General features: G+C 57.6%; 17 protein-coding genes. 10 read left to right on the top strand and 7 right to left on the bottom strand.

Going from position 1 to position 22,566, the window contains the following annotated elements; all coding sequences use genetic code 11:
- Positions 1 to 5: 5 nt before the first annotated feature.
- On the bottom strand, positions 6 to 827 hold the full coding sequence (locus AC1Q6J_RS00420) for an IclR family transcriptional regulator (RefSeq protein WP_492277343.1): 822 nt from the start codon (positions 825 to 827) through the stop codon (positions 6 to 8).
- A 120-nt stretch (positions 828 to 947) separates the two neighbouring features.
- On the opposite strand from AC1Q6J_RS00420, the gene AC1Q6J_RS00425 reads away from it, so the two are divergent.
- On the top strand, positions 948 to 2,564 hold the full coding sequence (locus AC1Q6J_RS00425; protein ID WP_492277344.1) for a GMC family oxidoreductase: 1,617 nt from the start codon (positions 948 to 950) through the stop codon (positions 2,562 to 2,564).
- Between the two features lie 52 nt (positions 2,565 to 2,616).
- Positions 2,617 to 3,939, top strand: coding sequence for an MFS transporter (locus AC1Q6J_RS00430; RefSeq protein ID WP_492277345.1), 1,323 nt, complete (start codon positions 2,617 to 2,619; stop codon positions 3,937 to 3,939).
- A 63-nt stretch (positions 3,940 to 4,002) separates the two neighbouring features.
- Here the strand turns inward: AC1Q6J_RS00430 and AC1Q6J_RS00435 are convergent, their stop codons facing one another.
- A complete protein-coding gene (locus tag AC1Q6J_RS00435; protein WP_492277346.1) occupies positions 4,003 to 4,923 on the bottom strand; it encodes a bifunctional enoyl-CoA hydratase/phosphate acetyltransferase in 921 nt (306 codons plus the stop codon).
- Positions 4,923 to 5,699 carry an IclR family transcriptional regulator gene (locus AC1Q6J_RS00440; protein ID WP_492277347.1) on the bottom strand — a complete coding sequence of 259 codons (777 nt, stop codon included), beginning with the start codon at positions 5,697 to 5,699 and terminating at the stop codon, positions 4,923 to 4,925. The genes AC1Q6J_RS00435 and AC1Q6J_RS00440 overlap by 1 nt, the downstream gene beginning before the upstream one ends.
- A gap of 144 nt (positions 5,700 to 5,843) precedes the next feature.
- On the opposite strand from AC1Q6J_RS00440, the gene xsc reads away from it, so the two are divergent.
- Positions 5,844 to 7,619: a sulfoacetaldehyde acetyltransferase gene (xsc, locus tag AC1Q6J_RS00445; RefSeq protein WP_492277348.1), complete on the top strand. Its 1,776-nt coding sequence runs from the start codon at positions 5,844 to 5,846 to the stop codon at positions 7,617 to 7,619.
- A gap of 37 nt (positions 7,620 to 7,656) precedes the next feature.
- Here the strand turns inward: xsc and AC1Q6J_RS00450 are convergent, their stop codons facing one another.
- A complete protein-coding gene (locus AC1Q6J_RS00450) occupies positions 7,657 to 8,565 on the bottom strand; it encodes a LysR substrate-binding domain-containing protein (protein WP_492277349.1) in 909 nt (302 codons plus the stop codon).
- A gap of 15 nt (positions 8,566 to 8,580) precedes the next feature.
- Here AC1Q6J_RS00450 and AC1Q6J_RS00455 point away from each other — a divergent pair, with 15 nt between their 5' ends.
- Genes AC1Q6J_RS00455 through AC1Q6J_RS00480 form a run of 6 tightly spaced genes read left to right on the top strand, consistent with a single transcriptional unit; the run spans position 8,581 to position 15,263 of the window.
- Entirely contained in the window at positions 8,581 to 9,714 is a 1,134-nt protein-coding gene (locus AC1Q6J_RS00455; RefSeq protein ID WP_492277350.1) for a Bug family tripartite tricarboxylate transporter substrate binding protein, read from the top strand.
- A 24-nt stretch (positions 9,715 to 9,738) separates the two neighbouring features.
- Positions 9,739 to 10,275, top strand: a complete 537-nt coding sequence (locus AC1Q6J_RS00460; protein ID WP_492277351.1) for a tripartite tricarboxylate transporter TctB family protein — start codon at positions 9,739 to 9,741, stop codon at positions 10,273 to 10,275.
- Positions 10,276 to 10,291: 16 nt separating this feature from the next.
- Positions 10,292 to 11,815 (top strand): tripartite tricarboxylate transporter permease, encoded by a 1,524-nt coding sequence (locus AC1Q6J_RS00465; RefSeq protein WP_492277352.1) that lies wholly within the window; start codon positions 10,292 to 10,294, stop codon positions 11,813 to 11,815.
- On the top strand, positions 11,812 to 13,239 hold the full coding sequence (sauS, locus tag AC1Q6J_RS00470) for an acylating sulfoacetaldehyde dehydrogenase (protein ID WP_492277353.1): 1,428 nt from the start codon (positions 11,812 to 11,814) through the stop codon (positions 13,237 to 13,239). The genes AC1Q6J_RS00465 and sauS overlap by 4 nt, the downstream gene beginning before the upstream one ends.
- 9 nt (positions 13,240 to 13,248) lie before the next feature.
- Positions 13,249 to 14,376: a succinate--CoA ligase subunit beta gene (locus tag AC1Q6J_RS00475; protein WP_492277354.1), complete on the top strand. Its 1,128-nt coding sequence runs from the start codon at positions 13,249 to 13,251 to the stop codon at positions 14,374 to 14,376.
- The gene (locus AC1Q6J_RS00480; protein WP_492277355.1) at positions 14,373 to 15,263 is read left to right on the top strand and encodes a succinate--CoA ligase subunit alpha; all 891 of its coding nucleotides are present in this window, start codon (positions 14,373 to 14,375) and stop codon (positions 15,261 to 15,263) included. Before AC1Q6J_RS00475 ends, AC1Q6J_RS00480 begins: the two co-directional genes overlap by 4 nt.
- Positions 15,264 to 15,436: 173 nt before the next feature.
- Here AC1Q6J_RS00480 and AC1Q6J_RS00485 read toward each other — a convergent pair whose 3' ends face one another.
- From AC1Q6J_RS00485 to AC1Q6J_RS00495, 3 genes are all read right to left on the bottom strand, one after another.
- On the bottom strand, positions 15,437 to 16,117 hold the full coding sequence (locus AC1Q6J_RS00485; protein ID WP_492277356.1) for a peroxiredoxin-like family protein: 681 nt from the start codon (positions 16,115 to 16,117) through the stop codon (positions 15,437 to 15,439).
- 20 nt (positions 16,118 to 16,137) lie between these two features.
- Entirely contained in the window at positions 16,138 to 19,461 is a 3,324-nt protein-coding gene (locus tag AC1Q6J_RS00490; protein WP_492277357.1) for an adenylate/guanylate cyclase domain-containing protein, read from the bottom strand.
- A gap of 838 nt (positions 19,462 to 20,299) precedes the next feature.
- Positions 20,300 to 20,683, bottom strand: a complete 384-nt coding sequence (locus AC1Q6J_RS00495) for a hypothetical protein (protein WP_492277358.1) — start codon at positions 20,681 to 20,683, stop codon at positions 20,300 to 20,302.
- Between the two features lie 251 nt (positions 20,684 to 20,934).
- Between AC1Q6J_RS00495 and AC1Q6J_RS00500 the strand changes: the two genes are divergently transcribed.
- Positions 20,935 to 22,566: DUF5801 repeats-in-toxin domain-containing protein (locus tag AC1Q6J_RS00500; RefSeq protein ID WP_492277359.1), on the top strand; the 1,632-nt coding region annotated here is incomplete at its 3' end.

Raw genomic sequence — 22,566 nt, forward strand, 5'->3', positions numbered from 1 at the left:
AGATATTAGACAACAGTTTTAGTGGTTCGCTGTCCGAGGCTTTCATGCTCGGAAGGCGGCGTACCCGGCTTGAGAAGCGTCTGCTCGATCGCCCGCGCCACTCTTTTCAAAGCAGGTGCGAGAGAAACGGCACGCGACAGCGGCAGCCTTGTGCTTGGCCCATGCACCGCGACAGTTGCAAAGATGCGCCCTTTGGCATCGCAAACCGGTACGGCAGCCGCTGTCATGCCATCCATGAACTCCTCGCGGTCGGTGCCAATCCCGGTTTTACGGATGACGTCAAGTTCGGGTTCCAGTTTCGCCGTCATTGTCAACGTCTGCGAGGTGTAACGTTGGAGCGGTTGTGTGCGGAATAGCGCCTTGCGCAACGACGGCGGTCCAAGCGCGAGAAACAACTTGCCGCTTGCCGTGCAATGGAGCGGTACGTGCGATCCGACCTTCAGGCGAAATTGCAGCGGCCAGTCTGACTCGACGCGATCAAGATAGATCAGGTGATCTCCGTCCAGCATTGTGATGTTGCAAGTCTCGCCCGTTTCCTTGACGAGCGCCGAGAGGAGTACGCGGCGAGGTGCAAATTGAAATGCGTGACGCATCGCGTCCAGCGCCAGACTCGTGAGCCGATGTCCGATTTCGAATCGCCGGCCGTCTCCAGTGCGTTGCACGAATTCCAGTTCTTCAAGCAGTGCGACGAAGCGGTGCGTCGTTGCTTTCGGTAACGCAATCGCAGTCATCAACTCGTTGAGTGTCAGCGGCGCTTCCGTCTTGGCGATGATTTCAAGAAGTAGGAGTGCCCGCTCTGAGACAGAAGATGTTGTTTGCGTCGACATGTGTGAGCCGTCTCGATGAGTGAGTTACCGAATGATGACATACGTTGACAAAAATTTTAGCGAGCCTCAACCTTCAAGATAAATCGTCTCAATAAATGGAATATTCGGGGAAAGAAGGGGATGGCTGATCAATTCGATTTCATTGTCGTGGGTGCGGGCTCGTCGGGATGTGTGCTGGCTAACCGACTCAGCGCGAACGGACGGCACAAGGTTTTGCTGTTGGAGGCCGGTCCAAAGGACAACTATCTCTGGATTCACATTCCCATCGGCTATGGGAAGACGATGTTTCACAAAGCTTACAATTGGGGATTCTACACCGACCCTGAAGCCAACATGAAAGATCGCAAGATCTACTGGCCGCGCGGTCGCGGTCTCGGAGGGTCAAGTTCGATCAACGGGCTTATTTTTGTGCGCGGACAGCGAGAAGATTACGATCGTTGGGCGCAACTCGGGAATGCCGGATGGGATTGGAGCAGTGTTCTTCCCTACTTCATCAAGTCCGAACATAACAGTCGTGGCGCCAGCAAGACTCATGGCGGCGACGGACCATTGTGGTCGTCAGATATCGTTGAAAAAAACGAACTGATGGAAGCAATCATTCGCGGGGCGAATGAGCTTGGTGTTGCGAAGACCGACGATTTCAACAGCGGCGATCAGGAAGGCGTCGGTTACTACCAACTGTTCACGCATAACGGCTGGCGTATTAGTTCGGCGGTGGCTTATCTCAAGCCAGCTCGTGGCCGCTCCAACCTGCGGATCGAGACGGACGCTCAGGTGACCGGTGTTATCCTTGAAGGCACCCGTGCTGTCGGCGTGAGGTACCTGCAGAATGGTGTTTCGCGGGAAGCTCGTGCGGCATGCGAAGTGATTTTGTCCGCAGGATCGCTTCAATCGCCGCACTTACTTCAGCTTTCCGGCATTGGTCCCGCGCAGCTTTTGCAGAGTCATGGCATCAACGTCGTGCATGATCTGCCGGGCGTTGGTCAGAATTTGCAGGACCATTTGCAATTCCGTCTGATGTATCGCGTGTCGAAGCCAATCACAACCAACGATGACCTGCGTACTCTCGCGGGGCAGGCGAGGATCGGACTGAAGTGGCTGATAAAGGGCACAGGCCCGCTTGGCATCGGCATTAATCAAGGCGGGCTGTTCACGCGCGTTTTGCCGGGGTCACAGACACCAGACATCCAGTTTCACTTCGCGACGCTTTCCGCGGAACAGGCGGGCGGAAAGCCACATGATTGGCCCGGTTGTACTTTCTCGGTCTGCCAGTTACGGCCGGAATCGCGCGGCTCCGTCAACATTCAATCGGCGGATCCTCTGCTGCCACCGTCAATGCAGCCGAATTATCTTGCGGCTGAGACGGATCGCATCTGCGCGGTTGAATCGATCAAGTACGCGCGCAGGCTTGCAGCAACCGATGCGCTGAAGCCTTACATCGCAAGCGAATACAAGCCCGGTGCGGGCGTGAACTCCGACGACGAAATTCTCGACTTTGCCCGCGGCAACGGCGCGACGATCTTTCATCCGACAGGCACATGCAAGATGGGCTCGGATCCGATGGCCGTGACGGATGCCCGTCTTCGTGTGCATGGCATTGGCGGTCTTCGTGTCGTTGATTGTTCGATCATGCCAACGCTGGTGTCCGGCAACACGCACGCGCCGGCGGTGATGATCGCGGAAAAGGCCGCGGATATGATTCTAGCCGACACGAAAGAGGGGGCGATCGCTGCTTAACTAACGACAATACAGAAGACAAAAACGCATAAACAAAACGGGGAGTGAAACAATGACTCAGGATAAGTTGCTAGGACGTGTCGTGATCGCTTCGCTGATAGGAGCGACTGTCGAGTGGTATGATTTCTTCCTTTACGGTGTCGTTGCCGGTATCGTTTTCAATCAGCTCTATTTTCCTTCGGGGGACCCTGTGGTCTCCACGTTGCTCGCTTACACGACTTTTGCCGTAGGCTTCGTCACGCGGCCGCTCGGTGGTGTGATCTTCGGGCATTTCGGTGATCGCATCGGCCGCAAGAGCATGCTGGTGCTGACGCTGATGATCATGGGCGTTGCGACCTTCCTGATTGGTCTGGTGCCGACCTATGCCCAAATCGGGGTATGGGCGCCGATTCTGCTGCTTGCCTTGCGCATTCTCCAGGGTATTGGCCTTGGAGGAGAATGGGGTGGTGCGGTTCTGATGACATATGAATACGCGGCGCCGGACAAGCGGGGTTTATATGCAAGTTTCCCGCAGATCGGTCTCGCGATCGGCTTGTGCATGGCATCGGGTGTCATCGCGCTGTTGTCCTATTCGCTGACCAACGAACAATTCCTTGCCTGGGGCTGGCGCCTTGCGTTCATTCTGAGCTTCGTGCTGGTGTTGATCGGGCTCTATATTCGCCTGAATATCATGGAAACGCCGGAGTTCGCCAAGCTGAAGGAAAGCAGGGCTGAAGTGAAGGTGCCGTTTGCGGCCATGATCAAGGATTATCCGAAGGAGATCGTCGCCGGCATGGGCGCGCGCTACATCGACGGTGTGTTTTTCAATATCTTCGGTGTCTATTCGATTGCCTATCTGACGTCGCAGCTCAAGGTCCCCCGGACAGAGGCATTGCTCGGCGTTTGCGCGGCCGCACTGCTGATGTGTCTGTTCATTCCGTACTTCGGTCACGTGTCGGACCGGATCGGACGCACGAAGACATATTTCTGGGGATCGCTGATCACCGGTCTGTCGGCATTTCCTGCCTTCTATATCTGGATGACATATCCCGGACAGCCGATCCTGGTCTGGGCGGCGCTGATCATTCCGTTCGCGATCTTTTACGCATCGGTGTACGGGCCGGAAGCCGCATTGTTCTGCGATCTGTTCGGGCCGCAGGTGCGCTACACCGGCATTTCGTTCGTGTACCAATTCTCCGGGATATTCGCGAGCGGTCTGACGCCGATTATCGCGACCTATCTGGTGCAGCGTTACACTGGAAATGCGGGTTGGGCGATCGCCAGCTACTGCGCGTTCGCCGGCATCGTCAGTGCATTGTCAGCCCTTTGGATCAAGAGTCTTGCAAAAGGACGGTTGGGAGAAGGATTGCCGGTCGCCAAGGCGATCGCGGCATGATCGCCTAATTCATGACGAATACAAACGGCCCGGAATTATCCGGGCCGTTTTTTCTAGTGCTTTTTACGAGAGACTTAACTGCGCCAATGCGCAGGAGGCGATACGGGCGCGCCGCGAATCCGATCGGCTCGTGAGAATGATGGGAGCCTTCGCGCCGAGTATGACGCCGGCACATTCGCCGCCCCCCATATAAATGAACGATTTATAGAGTACGTTGCCCACATCGAGATTGGGGACCATGAGGATGTCCGGATCTCCGGCAACGGGTGATGAAATACCCTTGTTTGTCGCTGATGCTGTCGAGACTGCGTTGTCGAACGCCAGAGGACCATCGACAATTCCGCGCCTGAACTGACCGCGATCGGCCATCTTCGATAGCGCCGCGGCGTCCATGCTTGACGTCAGTTCCGGATTGACGTTCTCGACCGCGGACAGGAGTGCGATTTTTGGCGAAGGCGTCCCGATTGAGTATGCGAAGTCAATCGCGTTGCCGAGGATGCCAACCTTGTCCTTCAGGGTTGGCGAGATGTTGACGACGGCATCCGTCACCATCAATGGCTTGTGGTAAGTCGGCAGATCGAACCAGAATATATGGCTCATCCGCTTCTCCGTGCGCAGATTGGCATCGCGTGACATGACGGCGCCAAGAAGTTCATCTGTGTGCTGAGACCCCTTCATCAGGGCGCGGGCTTCTCCTGCGCTGACAAGCGACACGGCAAGACGCGAGGACGATATGGGATCGTCTTCGGCGTCAACGCATCGAAGACCGTCGAGATTGACATTGAGCATGTCGGCACACGCCTGCATGCGCCTGATTGGGCCGACGAGAACCGGTTCAATGATTCCGTCGTCGCGCGCCGACAAGGCTGCTGAAAGCGAGTCGGTTGAACAGGGATAGGCGACCGCCACAACGAGACGGCCCTTGCCGCGCGCGGACTCTTCCATGGCGTCGAGTCTTGGAAACATCGGCAGAGACTTTTCCATTACTGTGTTTCCGCCTTCTCGCCGATTGTCGCGCCGAGTGACTGGGCGGCGGTTCGCAGAATCGGGAGTTTCGTCAGCATTTCTTCTTGAGAGAGGCGTGCAACGGGCGCCTGAATGGCGAGCGCGGCGGCGCAAACGCGCGAACGCCCCTTTTGGTAAAAGATCGGGACGGCAAGGCAGACGAGACCGGAAAGATATTCCTCGCGATCGAGTGCGTAACCATCGCGGCGGATATCCAGAAATTCTTTCAACAATGCTTTTCTGTCGACCACTGTGTTTTCAGTCAGCCGCTCGAACTTGATTTCCGACAGAATGAGGTCGCGCTTGGCTGGTTGCATCAATGCAAGAAACAGCTTGCCGCTTGCGGAGCAATAGGCCGGGACTTTTGATCCTCGCTGGAAGGTGATGCGCAGCGGCCATTTTGACTCAACGCGATCGAGATAGGTCACCTGCATTCCGTCAAGCACCGTGAGATTACAGGCTTCTCCAACTTCCTGAACGACGCGCTTGAGGATCTCGTGGCGAATGGCGCCGCCCGGCCGGTTCGACAAAATCGAGAACGCCAATTGCGATGCGCGCATTGCGAGTTCGTAGCGCCGGCCATCGGGCGTGCGTTGGATGAGGCCTGCATCTTCCAGCGAACCGAGCCATCGATGCATCGTTGCTTTTGGCACGCCCACGTGGATGGCGAGCTCAGCCAGGCTCGCAGGATGCTGCATGCCTGCAACGGCCTCGAGTAATGCCAACGGCTTGAGAGCGCCAAAAAGTTCGTTCATGTCGCTAGTTCGCAATTATTCCATTTTCCGGAACGTATTGAGCTATAAATTGAAACATTCATTGCAAGCAGTCAAGCGATATGGCATTGCTCGCCCGGAAAGTTCAGTCGCGCCGTATTTCAAAACAGAGTGAGATCACCTCCCATGAAGATGACGACGGAAGAAGCCTTCGTGAAAGTCCTGCAGATGCATGGCATCGAGCATGCATTCGGCATCATTGGTTCGGCGTTCATGCCCATCTCGGATCTGTTTCCGAAAGCCGGCATCACGTTCTGGGATGTGGCGCATGAAACCAACGGCGGCCTGATTTGCGACGGCTACACCCGTTCGACCGGCAAGATGGCGATGGCGATTGCGCAGAACGGTCCGGGCATTACCGGCTTCGTGACACCGATCAAGACTGCGTATTGGAATCATACGCCGATGCTTTTGGTCACGCCGCAGGCGGCGAACAAGACCATCGGGCAGGGCGGCTTCCAGGAAGTCGAACAGATGGCGCTGTTCCGCGACATGGTTTGCTACCAGGAGGAGGTGCGGGACCCTTCGCGCGTGGCCGAAACGCTGAATCGCGTCATTCTGAAAGCGAAGCGTTTGTCCGCTCCTGCGCAGCTCAACATCCCGCGCGACTTCTGGACTCAGGTTGTCGACATCAACTTGCCGGCGATCGTAGAGTTCGAGCGGCCTTCCGGCGGCGATCATGCGATCTCCGAAGCAGCGAGGCTTTTGTCCGAAGCCAAGTTCCCGGTCATCCTCTCGGGCGCCGGGGTTGTGATCGGCGGTGCGATTTCGGATTGTGTTGCGCTTGCCGAGCGTCTCGATGCACCGGTATGCAATAACTATCAGCACAACGATTCATTCCCCGGCAGTCACCGTCTGGCGGTCGGCCCGCTGGGATATAACGGCTCGAAAGCTGCTATGGAATTGATCGCCAAAGCCGACGTGGTGCTCGCGCTCGGTACGCGCCTTAATCCATTTTCCACGCTGCCAGGCTATGGCATCGACTACTGGCCCAACAGCGCCAAGATCATCCAGGTCGACATCAACGCAGATCGGATCGGTCTGACCAAACCGGTGACGGTCGGGATTTGCGGTGACGCCAAACGAGTCGCGCAAGCCATTCTCGCAAAGCTGTCGCCATCCGCCGGGGATGCAGGCCGTGAGGAACGCAAAGTGCTGCTGCACCAGACCAAGTCGAAGTGGCTGCAAACCTTGTCGAGCATGGATCATGAAGACGACGATCCAGGCACAAGCTGGAATCACGATGCGCGAATTCGCGACAAGGAGCTCATGTCGCCACGCCAGGCGTGGCGCGCGATCCAGGCGGGTCTGCCGCGCGATGCAATTATCTCGAGCGATATCGGCAACAACTGCGCGATCGGCAATGCCTATCCGTCCTTCGATGAAGGCCGCAAGTATCTGGCTCCCGGTCTGTTCGGTCCGTGTGGTTATGGTTTTCCTTCGATCATTGGCGCCAAGATCGGTAACCCAGACGTCCCGTGCGTTGGTTTTGCCGGCGACGGCGCGTTCGGAATCTCGATGAACGAGATGAGCTCAGTCGGCCGCGAAGAATGGCCTGGCGTCACCATGGTGATTTTCCGTAACTATCAATGGGGCGCGGAGAAGCGCAATTCGATCCTGTGGTACGACAACAACTTCGTCGGAACCGAACTCGATCGGCATTTGAGCTACGCGAAGCTTGCTGATGCGTGCGGTCTCAAGGGTATCGTTGTTAAAACGCAGCAGGAGCTGACCGACGCACTTCGCGAATCCTGCGAAGCTCAAAAGCAGGGCAAGACGACCTTCATCGAGGTTCTCCTGAATCAGGAGCTTGGCGAGCCTTTCCGGCGTGACGCAATGAAGAAGCCTGTCGTTGTCGCGGGCATCAGCCGGGACGACATGCGGCCACAGAAAGTCGCATAAAGCAGAAGATCGTTGTTGTGATATGAGAGCGGCTGCTTCAACGCAGCCGCTTTTCCTTTGCTGATTTCATGGCGCTCGCCGGTGTCAATGCCGGGTTCCCCAACTCATGTGCGATATATTGCGCTAGCTGTTCGGCCGCATCGGACAGATCGTGACTCTTGCGATGCAGCACCAGTTCGATGGGGTGCAGCTTCGGCAAGCCGCTCTCGCCGTCGAGACACCGGATACCCGAAACGACAGCACATTGTGGAAATACAGAAACCGCGAGCCCGGCCAACACGGCGGCTTGCAACCCGGCGATGCTGTCCGAGACAGAACGGATCGACCACTGCATTCCCGCCGCGCCCAGCGCCTCAAGCGCGTGATACCGATAAACGCTGCCTTGCGGCAGGACGGCAAGAGGGAGTGGCTTCTGTAGCTCCGGCTGACTTCGCAAGCCTGCCACCCACACCAGGGGTTCGCACCGCACCAATTCGCCGTGCCGAAACTCCGGCTGGTTGGTCATCAGCGCGATGTCGAGTTCCTCGCGCTCCAGTGCTGCGTTGAGGTGAACGCTTCTCGTGCAACGCAGTTGGATTTCGACCTGCGGATATGCACGCGAAAAATTGTCGAGGACTTCGGGCAGCAAGTATGAGGCATAAAGATCCGGCGTGCCCAGCGTGACACGACCCGCAATATCAGGAACTGAAAAACGTCCGCGGGCCTCATCGTTCAGACGCAGGATCGAGTGTGCGAACTCAAGCAAAACCTCGCCGTCATGCGTGAGGCTCATGTTCCTTCGCTTGTCACCGAACAATGGCTTTCCGACCGCTTGTTCGAGGCGTCGAATTTGATGCGTGATGGCAGGTTGCGTGCGTCCGACCTTCTTTCCCGCAGATGTGAGTCCGCCGGTATCGACGATCGCAACGAATGTTCGCAGTAGCGAGATATCGAGATCCTGGTTCACCGATAAATCCCGTGAATGATGGCGATGCAGACAATCAATTTTGTCATGGTTCTGGCGTCATGCACCATAAGAAAAACGACCAAGGTTGAATCGGACGTCAAAAGTCCGGCGGTTGAGATCATAAAAGCCGGAAGAAATCGTTGGGAGGGAAACATGAAGGTCAATCAACAAACGGCCGCGCGCCGGGATTCGCCTCACCGCTCGGCGATGCGACGCTTGGTAGTATTCGGTGCTGCGTTGTGCGCTGCAATGTTCGGCGGCAAGGCGGTAGCAGCCGGTTATCCCGAACGACCGATCGAACTGATCGTGCCTTGGGGCCCGGGCGGTGGTGCCGACCAACTCGCGCGCCTTGTCGGCAAGTTGATCGAGCCATTGCTCGGCCAGGGCGTTCCGGTCGTGAACGTGCCGGGTGGCACGGGCGCCACTGGCATGGCGAAGCTTCTCGCTGCGCCGGCCGACGGCTACGCGATGGCGATCTACATCGCCGACAGCCATGCGTTGCTGGCTGGCAAGGCGCCGCGATGGACGATGAACAGTATCACGCCAGTAGCGGTGATGATCAAAGCGCCATCTTTCATCTTCGTGAAAGAGGATAGTCCGTTCAAAACCTGGGCCGATTTCGAGAAGGAAGCCAAGGCTAACCCCGGCAAGTTGAAAGTAGCCACACTCGGCTTCGGCAGCGTCGATGACTTCTCGCTTTCCGTGCTCGAACGGGGTGGTGTCAAGGTCGTGCAAGTGCCGTTCGGAAAGCCGAGCGAGCGCTACGTCTCAATTCTTGGCGGTCATGCCGACGCGCTTTACGAACAGGCAGGTGACGTCGGTCAGTTTCTGACCGGTAAGCAAATGCGTCCGATCATGCTGTTCGGCGAAAAGCGATTGGCAGCGTTCAAGGATGTGCCGTCTTCGTTTGAACTCGGATACAAGGTCGCCCTGCCGCAGTTCCGCGCCATCGTCGTGCGGGCAGGTACTCCGCCCGACATCATTGCGAAACTTTCTGATGCACTCGCTAAGGTCGCTGTGACTCCGGAGTACAAGAAATTCCTCGAGGATCAGTACGGCGATTCCGCAAGCTTCGAGAATTCAACAAAGGCACCCGCCTTTGTCAAAGAGCAACTCGAAGACATGAGAAAAACGGTTACGACCAACTAGCCGCGATTGGGGCGAGGCCAGGATATGGAAAAAAGCATCATTCGATCGACGTTCCCCTATCTTGTCGGCCTCGCTGTTGCAGCGTTGCTCTTTCACTTTGCGCGGCAGATCGAATATTCGCCGCGGCCTGGCGCGCTTGGCCCTGATTTCTGGCCTCGGACCATCATTGGGCTGATGGCGGCGGCGTGCCTGTTCGAAATCGGCAGAATTCTCCTCGGGTTGAAGGGCGAAGCGCACGGCGTCGTTGACGCGCTGGAGGAGATAGAAACTGAAGAGGAAGAGAAAAAGTACCCGTGGCTTCTCGCCGGCGGCATCGCGCTGGTGACGTCATACGCTTTCGTTGTGGGTTATCTTGGCTTTCTGCTTTCAACTTTTCTCTTGCTCGCGGCCTTTATGTACCTTGGCCGTTATCGTCACCATAGGACCATCTGGCTCACCAGCGCGGGCATAACCATCGCAGCGGCAATCCTGTTCATGCGTATTGCCTACGTCTCGCTGCCTCGCGGTGCGCCGCCGTTCGACGGTTTCACCGATTTCATTCGCATTATCCTTGGTGGTTGAGAGCAGGAGCGCAAGCATGTCTCAAGTTCTTATGCAGCTCGGCCAAGGCTTCATCGATTGCTTCACGCCGATTCATTTGCTGATGCTGTTCATCGGTATTGTCATTGGCTTGCTGATCGGGGTACTTCCCGGCCTTACGCTGGTGATGGGCGTCGCTTTGGCGCTCCCGTTCACCTACCGCATGGATGTCACTGCATCGATCGTGCTGCTGAGCGCTATGTATGTATCAGGCACCTATGGCGGTGCTTTCACTGCCATTCTGTTCCGTATACCCGGCGAGCCGATCGACGTTCCAATGTTATGGGACGGCTACACGATGGGACGGAAAGGACACGCGGCCAAGGCGCTCGGCTGGACACTGATCGCGGCTCTCGGCGGCGGCCTGCTGTCTGCCACCATCATGGTTGTACTCACCCAACCGCTCGCATCTTTCGCGCTGCGATTTTCCACGCCGGAGTATTTCGCGGTGCTGATGTTCGGGTTATCGAGCGTCGTTGCGCTGGGAAGCGGATCGCTGGCAAACGCCTTGATCAGTCTGTCGGTTGGTCTCCTGATCGCGACTGTCGGTACCGACGAGACCTATGGTTCATCGCGCTTCACGTTTGGCTCGCCGCTACTTGCGGATGGTGTCGAGTTCCTGGTTGTGATGGTCGGTGTTTATGGCATCAGCGAAGTTATGTCGCGGTTGGGGATGGGATTTGCGACCAAGCCTATCGAAGAGATCGGTTCTGCTCGCACCGAGTTGCCGACCCTGTGTGAAATCGGCGCGCTCAAAGCGATGTTTGTGCGATCGAGTATACTAGGGAACATTATAGGTATTATTCCCGGCGCCGGCGCGACGATCGCTTCGTTCGTGAGCTACGGTATGGAAAAGCAGTTCGGCAAGCGCCGGAACGATATGGGCACCGGTGTTCCCGAAGGTATCGTCGCGCCACAAGCCGCGGCGACGGCCTCTGTCGGCGGAGCGCTGGTGCCGCTGCTCGCGCTCGGTATTCCGGGCAGCGGTGCGACCGCGATCATTCTCGGAGCATTCATGCTGCACGGCATTCAGCCGGGGCCGCAGGTGATGGCGAACTCGGCTCCGATTGTTTACACCATCTTTGCTTCGATCTTTCTCGGCATTCTCCTGATGTGCGTGATCGGCTATTTCGCGATCCGCCCGCTGGTAAAGATTCTCGATCTGCCTGAAGCGATTGTGTCAGCCTATGTACTGGTTCTGTGCTTCGTCGGGGCTCTCTCGATCCGCAACAGCATCACTGACCTGTGGCTGATGATCGGGTTCGGTGTGATTGGCTACCTGTTTGAACGATTCAAGTTTCCTGTCGCGCCGCTCGTACTCGGCGTCATCCTGGGACCGCTTGCGGAAGAATCTTTCATGAACTCGATGATCAGTTTCGGGAATGATTGGACGGTGTTCTTCACCCGCCCGATTTCAGGAACGGTCATGGTCTTTGTGATTGTGATGCTGCTGCTTCCATTCATACAGCAATGGCGCGCCAGCCGCACGTTAATGCCTGCCCCAGATGGAGTTAAGACATGAGTACTCTTGTTAATTTGCAAGAACGAGAAACGGACGCTCAAGGGATCGCAGCAGATCTCATGCGTCGCGCCCGGGCCGCGCAAGCGACATTTGCCGATGCTAACCAGGCCCGCGTGGATGAAGCCGTGCGCGCAATCGCGTGGTCGCTCTACAAGCCAGAGCACGCGAAGGCACTTGCCGAGCTTGCGGTGAAAGACACGGGTCTCGGTAATGTGCCTGACAAGATCATCAAGAAGCAGCGCAAAACGTTCGGTACGCTCCGCGATCTGCTTCGCGCGAAAACCGTCGGTGAGATCGAGCGTGACGATAAGCGGGGTATTGTGAAATTTGCCAAGCCGGTCGGAGTGGTCGGTGCGATTACGCCATCGACCAATCCCGGCGCGACGCCCGTCAACAAGGCGATGATGGCGATCAAGGGGCGCAACGCGGTGATCATTGCTCCGTCGCCTCTGGGATATAGGACGACCGAGATGGTCGTGAACTATATGCGCGAATCGCTGGCGCAGATCGGCCTGCCGGAGGATCTGGTTCAGATTCTCCCGAATCCTGTGACGAAGGAGACCACACAGGCGCTGATGGAAGCCGTCGATCTTGTTTTCGTTACCGGATCGCAGGACAACGTGCGACGGGCCTATTCAAGCGGGACGCCGGCTATCGGCGTCGGGGCCGGAAATGTGCCGGTGATTATAGACGAAACGGCCGATCTGGATTCGGCCGCTCAGAAAATATGCGCATCGAAGACGTTCGATAACGCGACATCGTGTTCTTCGGAGAACGCGGTGATCATCGTCGATGCGGTTTATGACAAGGCCATCGAAGCTTTGAAGCGCGCCGGCGGCTATATGGCTGACGTGTCGCAGAAGGCCAGGATTCAGAACGAGCTTTGGAAAAACGGGAAGCTCAACAGGCGTTTGATCGCTCAGGATATGAAGGTGCTGGTCGATAGCTTCAATCTTCCAGGCGCAGCGGCCAAGTCAAAATACATTCTGGTCGAGGAAGCCGGAATTGGTCGCGACTATCCTCTCTCGGGAGAGAAGTTGGCATTGGTCCTGACGGTCTATCGCGCCAAGGATTTTACCGCAGCCAAGGAGATTGTCCGCAAGATCCTTAATTTTCAGGGGCGCGGTCACTCGATGGGTCTGCACACAACCAACATGGCGCGTGCATGCGAGTTGGCGGAGGATCTTCCGGTCGTTCGCGTGCTGATCAACTTCGCTCATACGTTTGGAAATGGCGGCGGTTTCGATAGCGGCCTGGAGTTTACGCTGACCATGGGTTGCGGTTCTTGGCAGAAGAACAGCATCTCGGAAAATCTGAACTACAAACATTTTCTCAATATCACTCACCTTGTCACGCCAATTCCCGAAGACAAGCCGAGCGAGGAAGAACTGTTTGGGCCGCATTGGGTGCGTTACGGGAAATAGGACGATACAATGAATCTCGAAGAGCATGCCGCCAAGCAGCACATCCTCGGACCGGCGGGCATCCCGGCGCCAAAAGGCAGTATCTGCGAAACCGCGGAGCAGGCTTCCGCAATCGTTGCGGATATCGGGCCGTCTGTAGTGAAGGCCCAGGTCCCGACCGGAAAGAGAGGCAAGTCCGGCGGCATCAAGCTGGTTCATACGCCGGAAGAAGCGGCGAAAGCTGCGCGCGAGATTCTGCGGATGAGTATCGGCGGACATCCCGTCACGCGCGTTCTGGTCGAGCAACTGTGTCCGATCGAGCGGGAGTTCTATGCCGCGGTGCTGATCGATGTTTCCAGCCGCAGCCCGATGGTGTTGTTCTCGACCGAAGGCGGCATGGATATCGAAGACGTTGCCGAAAGGCACCCGGACGCCATCTGCCGTGCTGTCGTCAATATGCACCACGGCTTTGGCGCGTCGGACGCGGCTGCGATGTTGAATGATCTCGAATTGGGTGATGCAACCGGTAAGATCGCCGACATTCTTGCAAGGTTGTATGGGATTTTCCGCGCTAAGGATGCCGAGCTGGTCGAAATCAATCCGCTGGCCCTTCTGAAGGATGGGCGTGTTGTCGCGCTGGACTGCAAGTTTGTCCTGGATGACGCATCGTCGGTTCGTCAGCCGGATCTTACCCGCGTCGCAGCGCCGGACAAAATGACGGTTCTGGAGGAACGCGGCGCGGCCAGCGGACTCAAGTTCATTCAGCTCGAGGGTAATGTCGGTGTTCTTGCCAATGGCGCGGGCCTGACCATGACAACAATGGACGTCATTGATCATTTTGGTGGCCGGCCAGCGAATTTTCTCGAGATCGGGGGCGAGGCCTACACAAAATCGGAAATAGCGCTCGATCTCGTCCTGGCAAATCCCGGTGTCAAAAGCCTTGTCGTCAATTTCTGCGGTGCATTTGCGCGAACCGACGTAATGGCCGACGGCGTCGTGAGGGCGTGGAAAAAGCTGAAACCAAAGGTGCCGGTATTTTTCTCGATTCACGGCACCGGCGAGGATGAAGCGGTCAAGCTGGTTCGGGAGCAGCTTGGCATCGAACCGTTTGATTTCATGGAAGACGCCGTCAAGGCGGCGGTTGAGGCAGCCCAATGATCTATCGTCGCGGACAAAAAGTTCTGGTGCAGGGCATGACGGGCAAGCAGGGCTCGTTCTGGTCCGAGCGGATGATGGAAATGGGGACCGACGTTGTCGCTGGTGTGCATCCGAAGCGGGCGGGTGAAACGCATCTTGGCGTGCCGATGTTCAGGACGGCTGTGGAAGCCGCAAAGCGCACGCGGATCGATGTGTCGGTGATCTTCATTCCGCCAGCAATGGCAAAAGAGGCTATCATTGATGCGATTGACGCAGGCGTTGGAACCATTGTCACACTTACTGAACATATCCCCAGTCATGATGTGCTGGAGATTTTCGCGCGGCAGAAGATATCGCGAAGTAAGATCGTCGGTCCGAATACCGCCGGCATTGTGACGCCAGGCGAAGGTTTTGTCGGTATTATGCCAGGGCATAACCCCAACATCTTCATGCGGGGGGACGTCGGCGTAATCTCGCGAAGCGGGAGCCTCGGAACGCTAATGTGTCTTAACCTCACACGAGCCAGATTGGGTCAATCAGCTTTCATTGGCGTTGGCGGCGATCCCATCATCGGCACGACGACGCGCGATGCGCTTGTCGCGCTCGATCGCGATGAGCGGACAAGATCGATTGTTCTGGTCGGTGAAATTGGCGGCGGCATGGAAGAGGAGGCTGCGGAGTATGCGCGCAGTATAAAGAAGCCGATCGTGTCGTTTATTGCCGGCCGTTCGTCTCCGCCGGACAAAAAGATGGGGCATGCTGGCGCCATCGTGACTGGCGGCAAGGGCGGATATGTCACCAAACGCGCAGCTTTGGAAAAAGCCGGCGTGCGGGTCGCCGACACACCAGCGCAGGCCGTCGATTTGCTTCGTGTCGCAACCGCCCAGCTGGCCACCGCAGCGAGTTAAAAAAGCCTGGCCATTCCAAATCTTTGAGTGACGAAAATGACCCGACCCGCTGCGCGTCGGATAGTACTGGACAACAAGCGAGCGGGCTCCCGTTTTCTGGAGACGTGCCGCAGAGGCCGGAGAATAGAACCACAGCGTGGTAGGGCACACAGCGAGGACCGTATTAAAGACACTCAGCCCGCAACTTGGGAGGCGGCCGACATCAGCTCTCGGGGAGTCGGAGCCCCGAACATGCGTCGGCCATCTTCGGGAACTTCGGTAAAGCTCCAGCGCACGATACCCTCCCGATCAAGCAGGAATTGGCCAAAGAGTTGGCCTTGGCCGGTTGCCTTCATGTGCTCGTCGGCTTCGGTCATTTCGTAGCCGTCCTTGGTGTTGAGGAGATCAGCCGCGGCCATTGGATTCATCGGCTCGGGTAACTCCCCCGGCATGTCCATCCGCATGGTCATTACGGCATTCATACTCATTTTGCGCGGCCATTCGCTTTCGCTCTCCGTGAACTCGAGATTGGGCAAGCCAAACGCGCGGTGCGAGACGCGCTCGGGGTCGGACGCGGCGAGCAGATTGGGTAGCGGATGATAACGGAAATAGAGCCGCGCGCGCTCGATTGGCGTGTTGACCACCGCCAGACTCTCAATGCCTTTCTCGCGCAACGCGGTGTCAAGTTGCGCCTGGGCCGCAAGATGGCGCCGGCAGAACGGGCAATGCAGGCCTCGAAATAAGCCGATCAATACGGGACGGCGGCCGCGGAAGTCGTCAAGCGCGATCTTGCCATCGCGTGTGATCGCATCCAGCACGACGTTCGGTGCGCGGTCGCCCGGCTGGAGTAGCCCATCGACATGACGTTCGGACATGGTCAACCTCCTTCAGTTTGCTAATCAAGAAATGGCAGTACGATCAGCGCTTCAGGATCAAGCCCGTGCCGGGCGCAAACATCGTGCGCCAAGGCAAAGTACCGCTCGGCTTCAGGCATGTCGCCTCGATCGAGGTTCAGCGTCGCGAGACCATCATAACATGGAAAGAGCTGCTGTGGCTCGCCCGTTTCGCGAGCCACCTCAATTGCCTCATTGTAGCAGCGGGCCGCAAGTTCCGGTTGGCCATGGCATTGATGAATTTGCCCAAGCACAATCAATGGCACAGCGAGATGCTCGCGCTGGTCGAGCGCACGGTCAAGTTCGATCGCCTTTTCGGCAGCCGGCACACCCTCGTTGGCACATTTGTCCGTGAAAGTGCAACAGGCAACGGCGAGGTTGGCAAGAAGACGCGCCTGAAAGCCGAGATCGCCGATACGGCGCGCGATAGCAAGGCCGCGCCGGCATACTTCCATCGCTCTCGCCGGATCGACCATCGTGTAGAGCACGCCAAGATTGGTGTAACCGCGGCAGGCTGCACTGAGAAGGCCAGCGGCTTCGGCCACCGCGACGCTTCGCTCCACCTCGCTCACCGCTATCTGGCTTCGTCCGAGCCGCGCCAGTGCAACCCCTTTGGTGTTGAGCGCCTCCGCGGTGGCGCGAGCCGCCTCGCGGCCGGCCTGCTTGTCTATATCTGGCGGCACGGATTGAGCGTAACCCAGCGCATCGTCCGCCCACCTCGCAGCCTCGGTGTGATCGCCCGTGCGAAATGCGAGGTGGCCGCGCTCTTGCAAGAGGTGCGCCCACTCGATCGGCGCATCCGTTCCTTCAAGCAGCGCAGCCGCCTCGGTGTAATGCGCCTCCGCCTTGCTTCGTTTGCCGGCGTCCCACATCAATCGGCCAAGCTTGCGAAGTATCCGCGCCGCGGCGGCGCGGTCTCCGGCCGCGCGGTGAGCCTCCAGCACCGTCTGGTAGTGTTCGTCGGCCGTGTCACGGCGGCCAGCAGTTCCACACAGGTCGGCAATTTTCTCGTACAGCACAAGCCGTTCCGGTCCTTGATCGTCAGAGGTCAACAGGACGGCGAGTGCCTGTTGATAGAGGCGGATAGCGTCATCGTTGGCGTAGATCGCGCGCGCTCGATCCCCGGCCGAGCTCAGGTAATGCGCGCCCTTCGGCTTGTTCGCGCTGAGGCTGAAATGATGTCCCAGCAGTGTGAGGTCTTCGAGTCGTTCGGGATCATCCCCGCACAGCCGCTCCAGGGCAGTACCGATCCGTCCATGCATTCCAACACGCCGTTGCAGGAGGAGGTTCTGGTAGATCACATCCTGAAGCATGGTTTGCGTAAACCGATAGGATTGCATCGAAATCGAGTTCGCGCCCGCGATCTCCTCGATAATCTCGGCATCGCACAGCAGTTCAAGCCCTGCCTCTACTTTCGCCGGGTCGGTCGCCGTGGCCCCGAGAAGGGCAGCATCAAAGCGTGGCCCGATGACTGCTGCTTCCTGGGCCAACCTACGCACGTCGTGTGGCAATCGGTCCACTCGCGCGAGCAACAAGGCCTGAATGCTCGCCGGGATGTCAGCGGCCGCTTCATCGGACTTGATCTGCCAATGCGAGCCGTCACGTGCCAAAACGTCAGCTTCGATAAGACCGCGTATGATTTCTTCAACGAACAGCGGATTACCGCTCGCGCGTTCAAGAATCCGATTGAATAGATTTTTGTGAGATCCACTCCAACCGTGACCGAAGAGCGCCGCGAGCAGCTCTTGTCCGTCAGCTATGCGAAGGGGGGCCAGCCGGAGCGTTGTATGGCTAATTCGACTTGACTCGAGCGGATCCATTTCAAGCATCGGACGGTGTGTGAACAATAGCATCAGCCGCCCACGCTCCAGCCGATCCATCACGAACCGCAAGGCCTCAAGCGACACGGCGTCGGCCCAGTGCAGGTCTTCGACAATAATCAGGAGTGGCGACAGGGCCAGACGCCGTTCGAAGACGGTGCGGATCGCGAAAAAAATCTGTCGCCGGAGCTGTTCCGGTTCAACATGTTGCAGGGCGTCGTCGGGGTCGCCGAGGCCGAGAACATGAAAATAGAGGGGCATCAGCCGCGCGATCTCTTCGGTCGCGAGGCCAAGCTCCGACAGCGCTTTGGCCAGCTTGGTCTGTACCTCTACTGCCGAAGCCTTGTGCGCGATGCCGTAGGCGCTGCGTAGCACTGCGGCAAGCGTACCGTAGGATTGCTCACCCAGGGGCGAGCAGACGGCCCGCCGGATAGCCACGTCCGCGAATCGGCTCTCATCGCTCGCGCGGGTGACGAATTCATTTACCAGACGTGATTTTCCGATGCCTGCTTCGCCGACCAGTCGCACCAGTTGAGCAGCTCCGCCACACGCCAGGTCAAGGCACCCCATCATACGGGCGATCTCTGCGTCGCGCCCGATCAGCGGGGCGCTAAGGCCCAGTATTTCGAGTCCTCGCGCCGCACGCGGCGTGTCGAGCGGCCCCTTGAGACGATGTACCAGGACGCTGCCAACCTTGCCGCGAAGCGCAACGTCGCCAAGTGATTCATACGAGAATGCATGCCGGGTGAGGCGGTAGGTGAGCGGCCCCACCAGCACTTCGCCCGGGGCTGCCATCGACTGCAATCGCTGAGCGGTATTCACCGTGTCGCCAGTCACTGAATAGGATTTGGTAGCACCCGCACCGAGTCCCCCTGCAACCACGCGCCCGGTATTGATGCCGATATGGAGTATGAGCGGCGAACCTGCGTATGTCTTCAATCGTTCTCCCAGATGCGCCGTCCGATTGATCATGTCGAGGGCTGCACGGAGCGCCCGCTCAGGGTCGTCTTCGTGTGCGGCCGGCGCACCAAACAATGCGAGCAGCGCATCGCCAATAAATTTGTCCACGAAGCCGCCAAAACTTTCTACCGCTGTCGTCAATTCCTCAAACAATTCATTCTGAAGAGCTTGCATCACTTCCGGGTCGAGCCGCTCGCTCATCGTGGTAAAGCCACTCAGATCCGCAAACAGCACGGTAATGGTGCGGCGGTTCGCTTCGGTCTCGACCTTGTGAGGCGTCGGCCGAAATGCTTGCTCGACCTCGACAACCGGGTTCGGCATGAGCGCTGGTCGATGGCGCCCCGCCGGAACTGCCGGAGATGACGCCTCTCGTTGGTCGCCGGCTTTAGAGGCGTCACCGACGTGTGCGCCGCATTTGGGGCAATACGTAAAATCTGGCGCGCACACATAGCCGCAACTGGGGCACGAGTTCGGCTGCTTTGCACCGCACTTTGGGCAAAAAGCAAAGCCGCTCTGAACCTCGAAACCGCAGCGGGAGCAGTTCATGGATCAATACCTCGCGGAAGCCGCGATGGCGCGATCTGACCCAGGACCATCACCGGATGGCCCTGGATGTCCAGGTAAGCATGGCCTCACAGCGTCGGAAGAGCAAGCGGGGGTCTGGTATTGACGACGAGGATCATAGGTTCGGTGGAGTTTTACTCTTGCGATCCTCCTGGCTGGCAGATGCAGGTTCGGCGCGCCCGTCCCCTGACAGGCCGCCTGTGGCATCTCAACTTTGTTGAAACACGAGGTGTCGCCCGATCCCTCCCACACTGCACCACCGGTATGCCCGGATTTGATTTACGGCAGGGACAATCAAAACTGGCGAAGGCTTGGGCGAGTTCGATCTGGTCCGGCCCAATTCAACGACTTCCGGACCTCACTCAATCAAATGACTTGCCGAGAAGCAGTGAGTTTGGCACGCTGAAGCTATTAAGTGCATTAATATTCGAGGTTACAATGGTCAGAGCGGTTTTTAAGGGAGCAGTGTCAGGCGCGTTCCTGCTGGTCCTCTTGCCGGTTAACGGCGCTCAGGCTTTCGGCGACGAGCCTCGTTGGCCGGGATTTGGCTATGGTTACGAACCGGCCATAGCCTCGGGTTGCTGGAAGTGGAATTGGCAGCAGTACAGTTGGTACGATCACTGCCCGGCTTATGTTCATCCGAAGGCCTATATGTACTCGCGGCCTTCATCCCGCACGGTTTTGCGGACGAAGGGTTGAATTGGCAACAGCCGCTTTTCGAAGTTACCGTCGGCAAAGAGATGATGCCGAGCCCATCTGGATCCGGGCTTATTCGGATGTGACCTCAATCGTTCAATATCCGCAGATGCTTATCTCGAACTCAGGACAGCGAAACTGAGCAAGCGACAGATTTGTTGTTGCTGAAATTGAGTTGCGCGTTTCCGCGCAGGCCATCGAGCCAAATCCCCTTGCCCGCGTAGCGATACCCTACCCCCATAGGCACCAGCCGGACGTAGGTTGCATTGTGCGGTGCAGTATAAAGTCTGGCTGTCACCAGTTCGCCGGTTGCGCTTACAGCAATAGGGCAAATCGGGTACTCGCGGCCGTTTTCGCAGGTCAGGACAATTTCTGAACAGCCCCCTGCTGCATGTCCCGGTGACAGCATCAGACCAAGGTCTGCGGCTCCAGCGTTCAGCATACCCAAGCTCAAAGTGGCGCTCAGAACGGCAGCGGCCTTGAAAAGATTGAGCAATTTGGCGCCCATGGCACAGCCCCCAAAATCAGAAAAGCAATATGAGAGTGAAGCAAGAGGGGCAAACGGGGTCAATCCTGAGCGGGCCTCGTCCGCAAGGAAACTCCAACCGTGTCGATTTAACCACAGCGTCCAGTAACTGCGCATTTACCATAGAGGTTTCTTGACCCCTAACCATTTGAAAGAGAGGATGGTTTCTTAAGAAATCGTTAATGAGCCCGTTAAGGGTCGATTTTTATTCTCAGTAATTTTGAGGCGTTGCCATGAATGGACCCTTTCAAGTCGCGCAAGCAAATATTGCTGGGCAAACCGCAGGGAAACCCCCGGTTCGTGTCGTAAAAATTGCGAAGCCCTTTAGCGAGCAGTCTGTCGTTGTGCCGTTGAGCTACGACGGCAGCGTCAAAGCAGATCTCTCAGCTATTGCCGGCGAGAAGATTACGTTGGTCCACATCGGCGAGAAGCTGATAATTCTTTTCGACAACAAATCGACAATCACGCTTGAGCCATTCTTCGATTCGACCGGCAAGCCGCTTGATTCCATCACGGTTGAAGTTGCTCCTGGTCGCGATTTGACTGGTACAGAGTTCGCGACGCTGTTTCCGGTTACCGAAGATCAATCGGTCCTGCCCGCCGCCGGCGAAGGTGGCAATGCCCAAGCATCGGGCGCGAACTTCACCAGCGTTGGCGTCGACCCGCTGGCTCTGTCTGGGCCCCTTGAGCTGCTTGGCCAGGAGGAACTGCCGAATTTCGTTATTACCAACCTGCTGACGCCGACTCTCACCAATGACACGCCGACAGTCGGACAGGATGCGCTTGCTCTCGATGAAGACGAAATTTCTGGCGCTGGAGGCAATCCGGGCGGTATCAACGACATTGTTTCACCGGCATCGTTCACTGGTGTTCTGACGCATAATTTTGGTGCTGATGGGCCGGGCGACATCAATTTCGCCGCGATGAACGGCACGAGCCGGGTCATCAATGGCATTACCGTTACGTTCTCGTGGGATCAGGCAACGCATACGTTGTTGGCGAACGACGGCACCGATGATGTTTTCAAAATCGTTGTCTCCAACCCGGCCACGGGCGCATACGAAGCGACCGTGCTGCACGCTCTGCATCACCATACCGACGCGCTCGCTGACAATACGGAAACGAGCAACACATTCGATCTGATCTTCACGGTCGTCGACGGAAACGGCACGCCGGCCGATGGCCATCTGTTGCTGGAAATCAACGATGACACTCCCAATGCGTTCGATACGCTAACGGGCAGTTTTGACGGTGACGAATTTTTTCCGCGAAATATCGACGACGAAAATCAATTCAACGGCGTGGATGGCGGGCCTGGTGACGATGGCGACAGCACCTCGGTATCGGGTGTTCTGAACGTCGCGCCGGGCGCTGACGGACTGAAAGCCGTTGCCTTCACGGGTCTTGATGGCTTGCCGCACCTGACGGTAATCGCCGATGACGGCTCTAATCCTGTTCTGCAGGCTATTTATGTCGATGGATCGGGGATTGGTACACCGGAAGACGTGACATTGGCCTGGACGCCGGACGGCTCCGGGGGCGGCACCTTGACGGGCACCAGCAGCCATTTCGATGGCATAAACGGCCATGATCCGGTTTTCACTCTCACCGTCGATGCCGCAGGGAATTACACCTATACGGCATTCGCGCCTCTTGCCCATCCGCTGAATACCGACGGCGTGCAAGGCAGCACGGCGACCGCATGGGAGGACAACCTCAATCTGGCGTTCACCTACACCGTAACGGACGGCGACGGTGACCGCACAAGCGCGCTGCTGACGATTAATGTCGACGACGATGTACCGGTTGCGGCGAACGATGCGGGCTACGGCCCGTACAACGAGAACGCGTCTGGTGTGGATCTC

It is taken from the genome of Afipia sp. MLSD5-FHT05B12 (assembly GCF_058793355.1).

What these genes read in the sequence shown, in the direction of transcription:
- AC1Q6J_RS00485 (WP_492277356.1), bottom strand. Translation starts at nt 16,117, where the DNA reads ATGTCCGAACGTCATGTCGATGGGCTACTCCAGCCGGGCGACCGCGCA.
- AC1Q6J_RS00460 (WP_492277351.1), top strand. Translation starts at nt 9,739, where the DNA reads ATGGAAAAAAGCATCATTCGATCGACGTTCCCCTATCTTGTCGGCCTC.
- xsc (WP_492277348.1), top strand. Translation starts at nt 5,844, where the DNA reads ATGAAGATGACGACGGAAGAAGCCTTCGTGAAAGTCCTGCAGATGCAT.
- AC1Q6J_RS00465 (WP_492277352.1), top strand. Translation starts at nt 10,292, where the DNA reads ATGTCTCAAGTTCTTATGCAGCTCGGCCAAGGCTTCATCGATTGCTTC.
- AC1Q6J_RS00420 (WP_492277343.1), bottom strand. Translation starts at nt 827, where the DNA reads ATGTCGACGCAAACAACATCTTCTGTCTCAGAGCGGGCACTCCTACTT.
- sauS (WP_492277353.1), top strand. Translation starts at nt 11,812, where the DNA reads ATGAGTACTCTTGTTAATTTGCAAGAACGAGAAACGGACGCTCAAGGG.
- AC1Q6J_RS00490 (WP_492277357.1), bottom strand. Translation starts at nt 19,461, where the DNA reads ATGAACTGCTCCCGCTGCGGTTTCGAGGTTCAGAGCGGCTTTGCTTTT.
- AC1Q6J_RS00425 (WP_492277344.1), top strand. Translation starts at nt 948, where the DNA reads ATGGCTGATCAATTCGATTTCATTGTCGTGGGTGCGGGCTCGTCGGGA.
- AC1Q6J_RS00480 (WP_492277355.1), top strand. Translation starts at nt 14,373, where the DNA reads ATGATCTATCGTCGCGGACAAAAAGTTCTGGTGCAGGGCATGACGGGC.
- AC1Q6J_RS00430 (WP_492277345.1), top strand. Translation starts at nt 2,617, where the DNA reads ATGACTCAGGATAAGTTGCTAGGACGTGTCGTGATCGCTTCGCTGATA.
- AC1Q6J_RS00455 (WP_492277350.1), top strand. Translation starts at nt 8,581, where the DNA reads ATGATGGCGATGCAGACAATCAATTTTGTCATGGTTCTGGCGTCATGC.
- AC1Q6J_RS00475 (WP_492277354.1), top strand. Translation starts at nt 13,249, where the DNA reads ATGAATCTCGAAGAGCATGCCGCCAAGCAGCACATCCTCGGACCGGCG.
- AC1Q6J_RS00435 (WP_492277346.1), bottom strand. Translation starts at nt 4,923, where the DNA reads ATGGAAAAGTCTCTGCCGATGTTTCCAAGACTCGACGCCATGGAAGAG.
- AC1Q6J_RS00495 (WP_492277358.1), bottom strand. Translation starts at nt 20,683, where the DNA reads ATGGGCGCCAAATTGCTCAATCTTTTCAAGGCCGCTGCCGTTCTGAGC.
- AC1Q6J_RS00440 (WP_492277347.1), bottom strand. Translation starts at nt 5,699, where the DNA reads ATGAACGAACTTTTTGGCGCTCTCAAGCCGTTGGCATTACTCGAGGCC.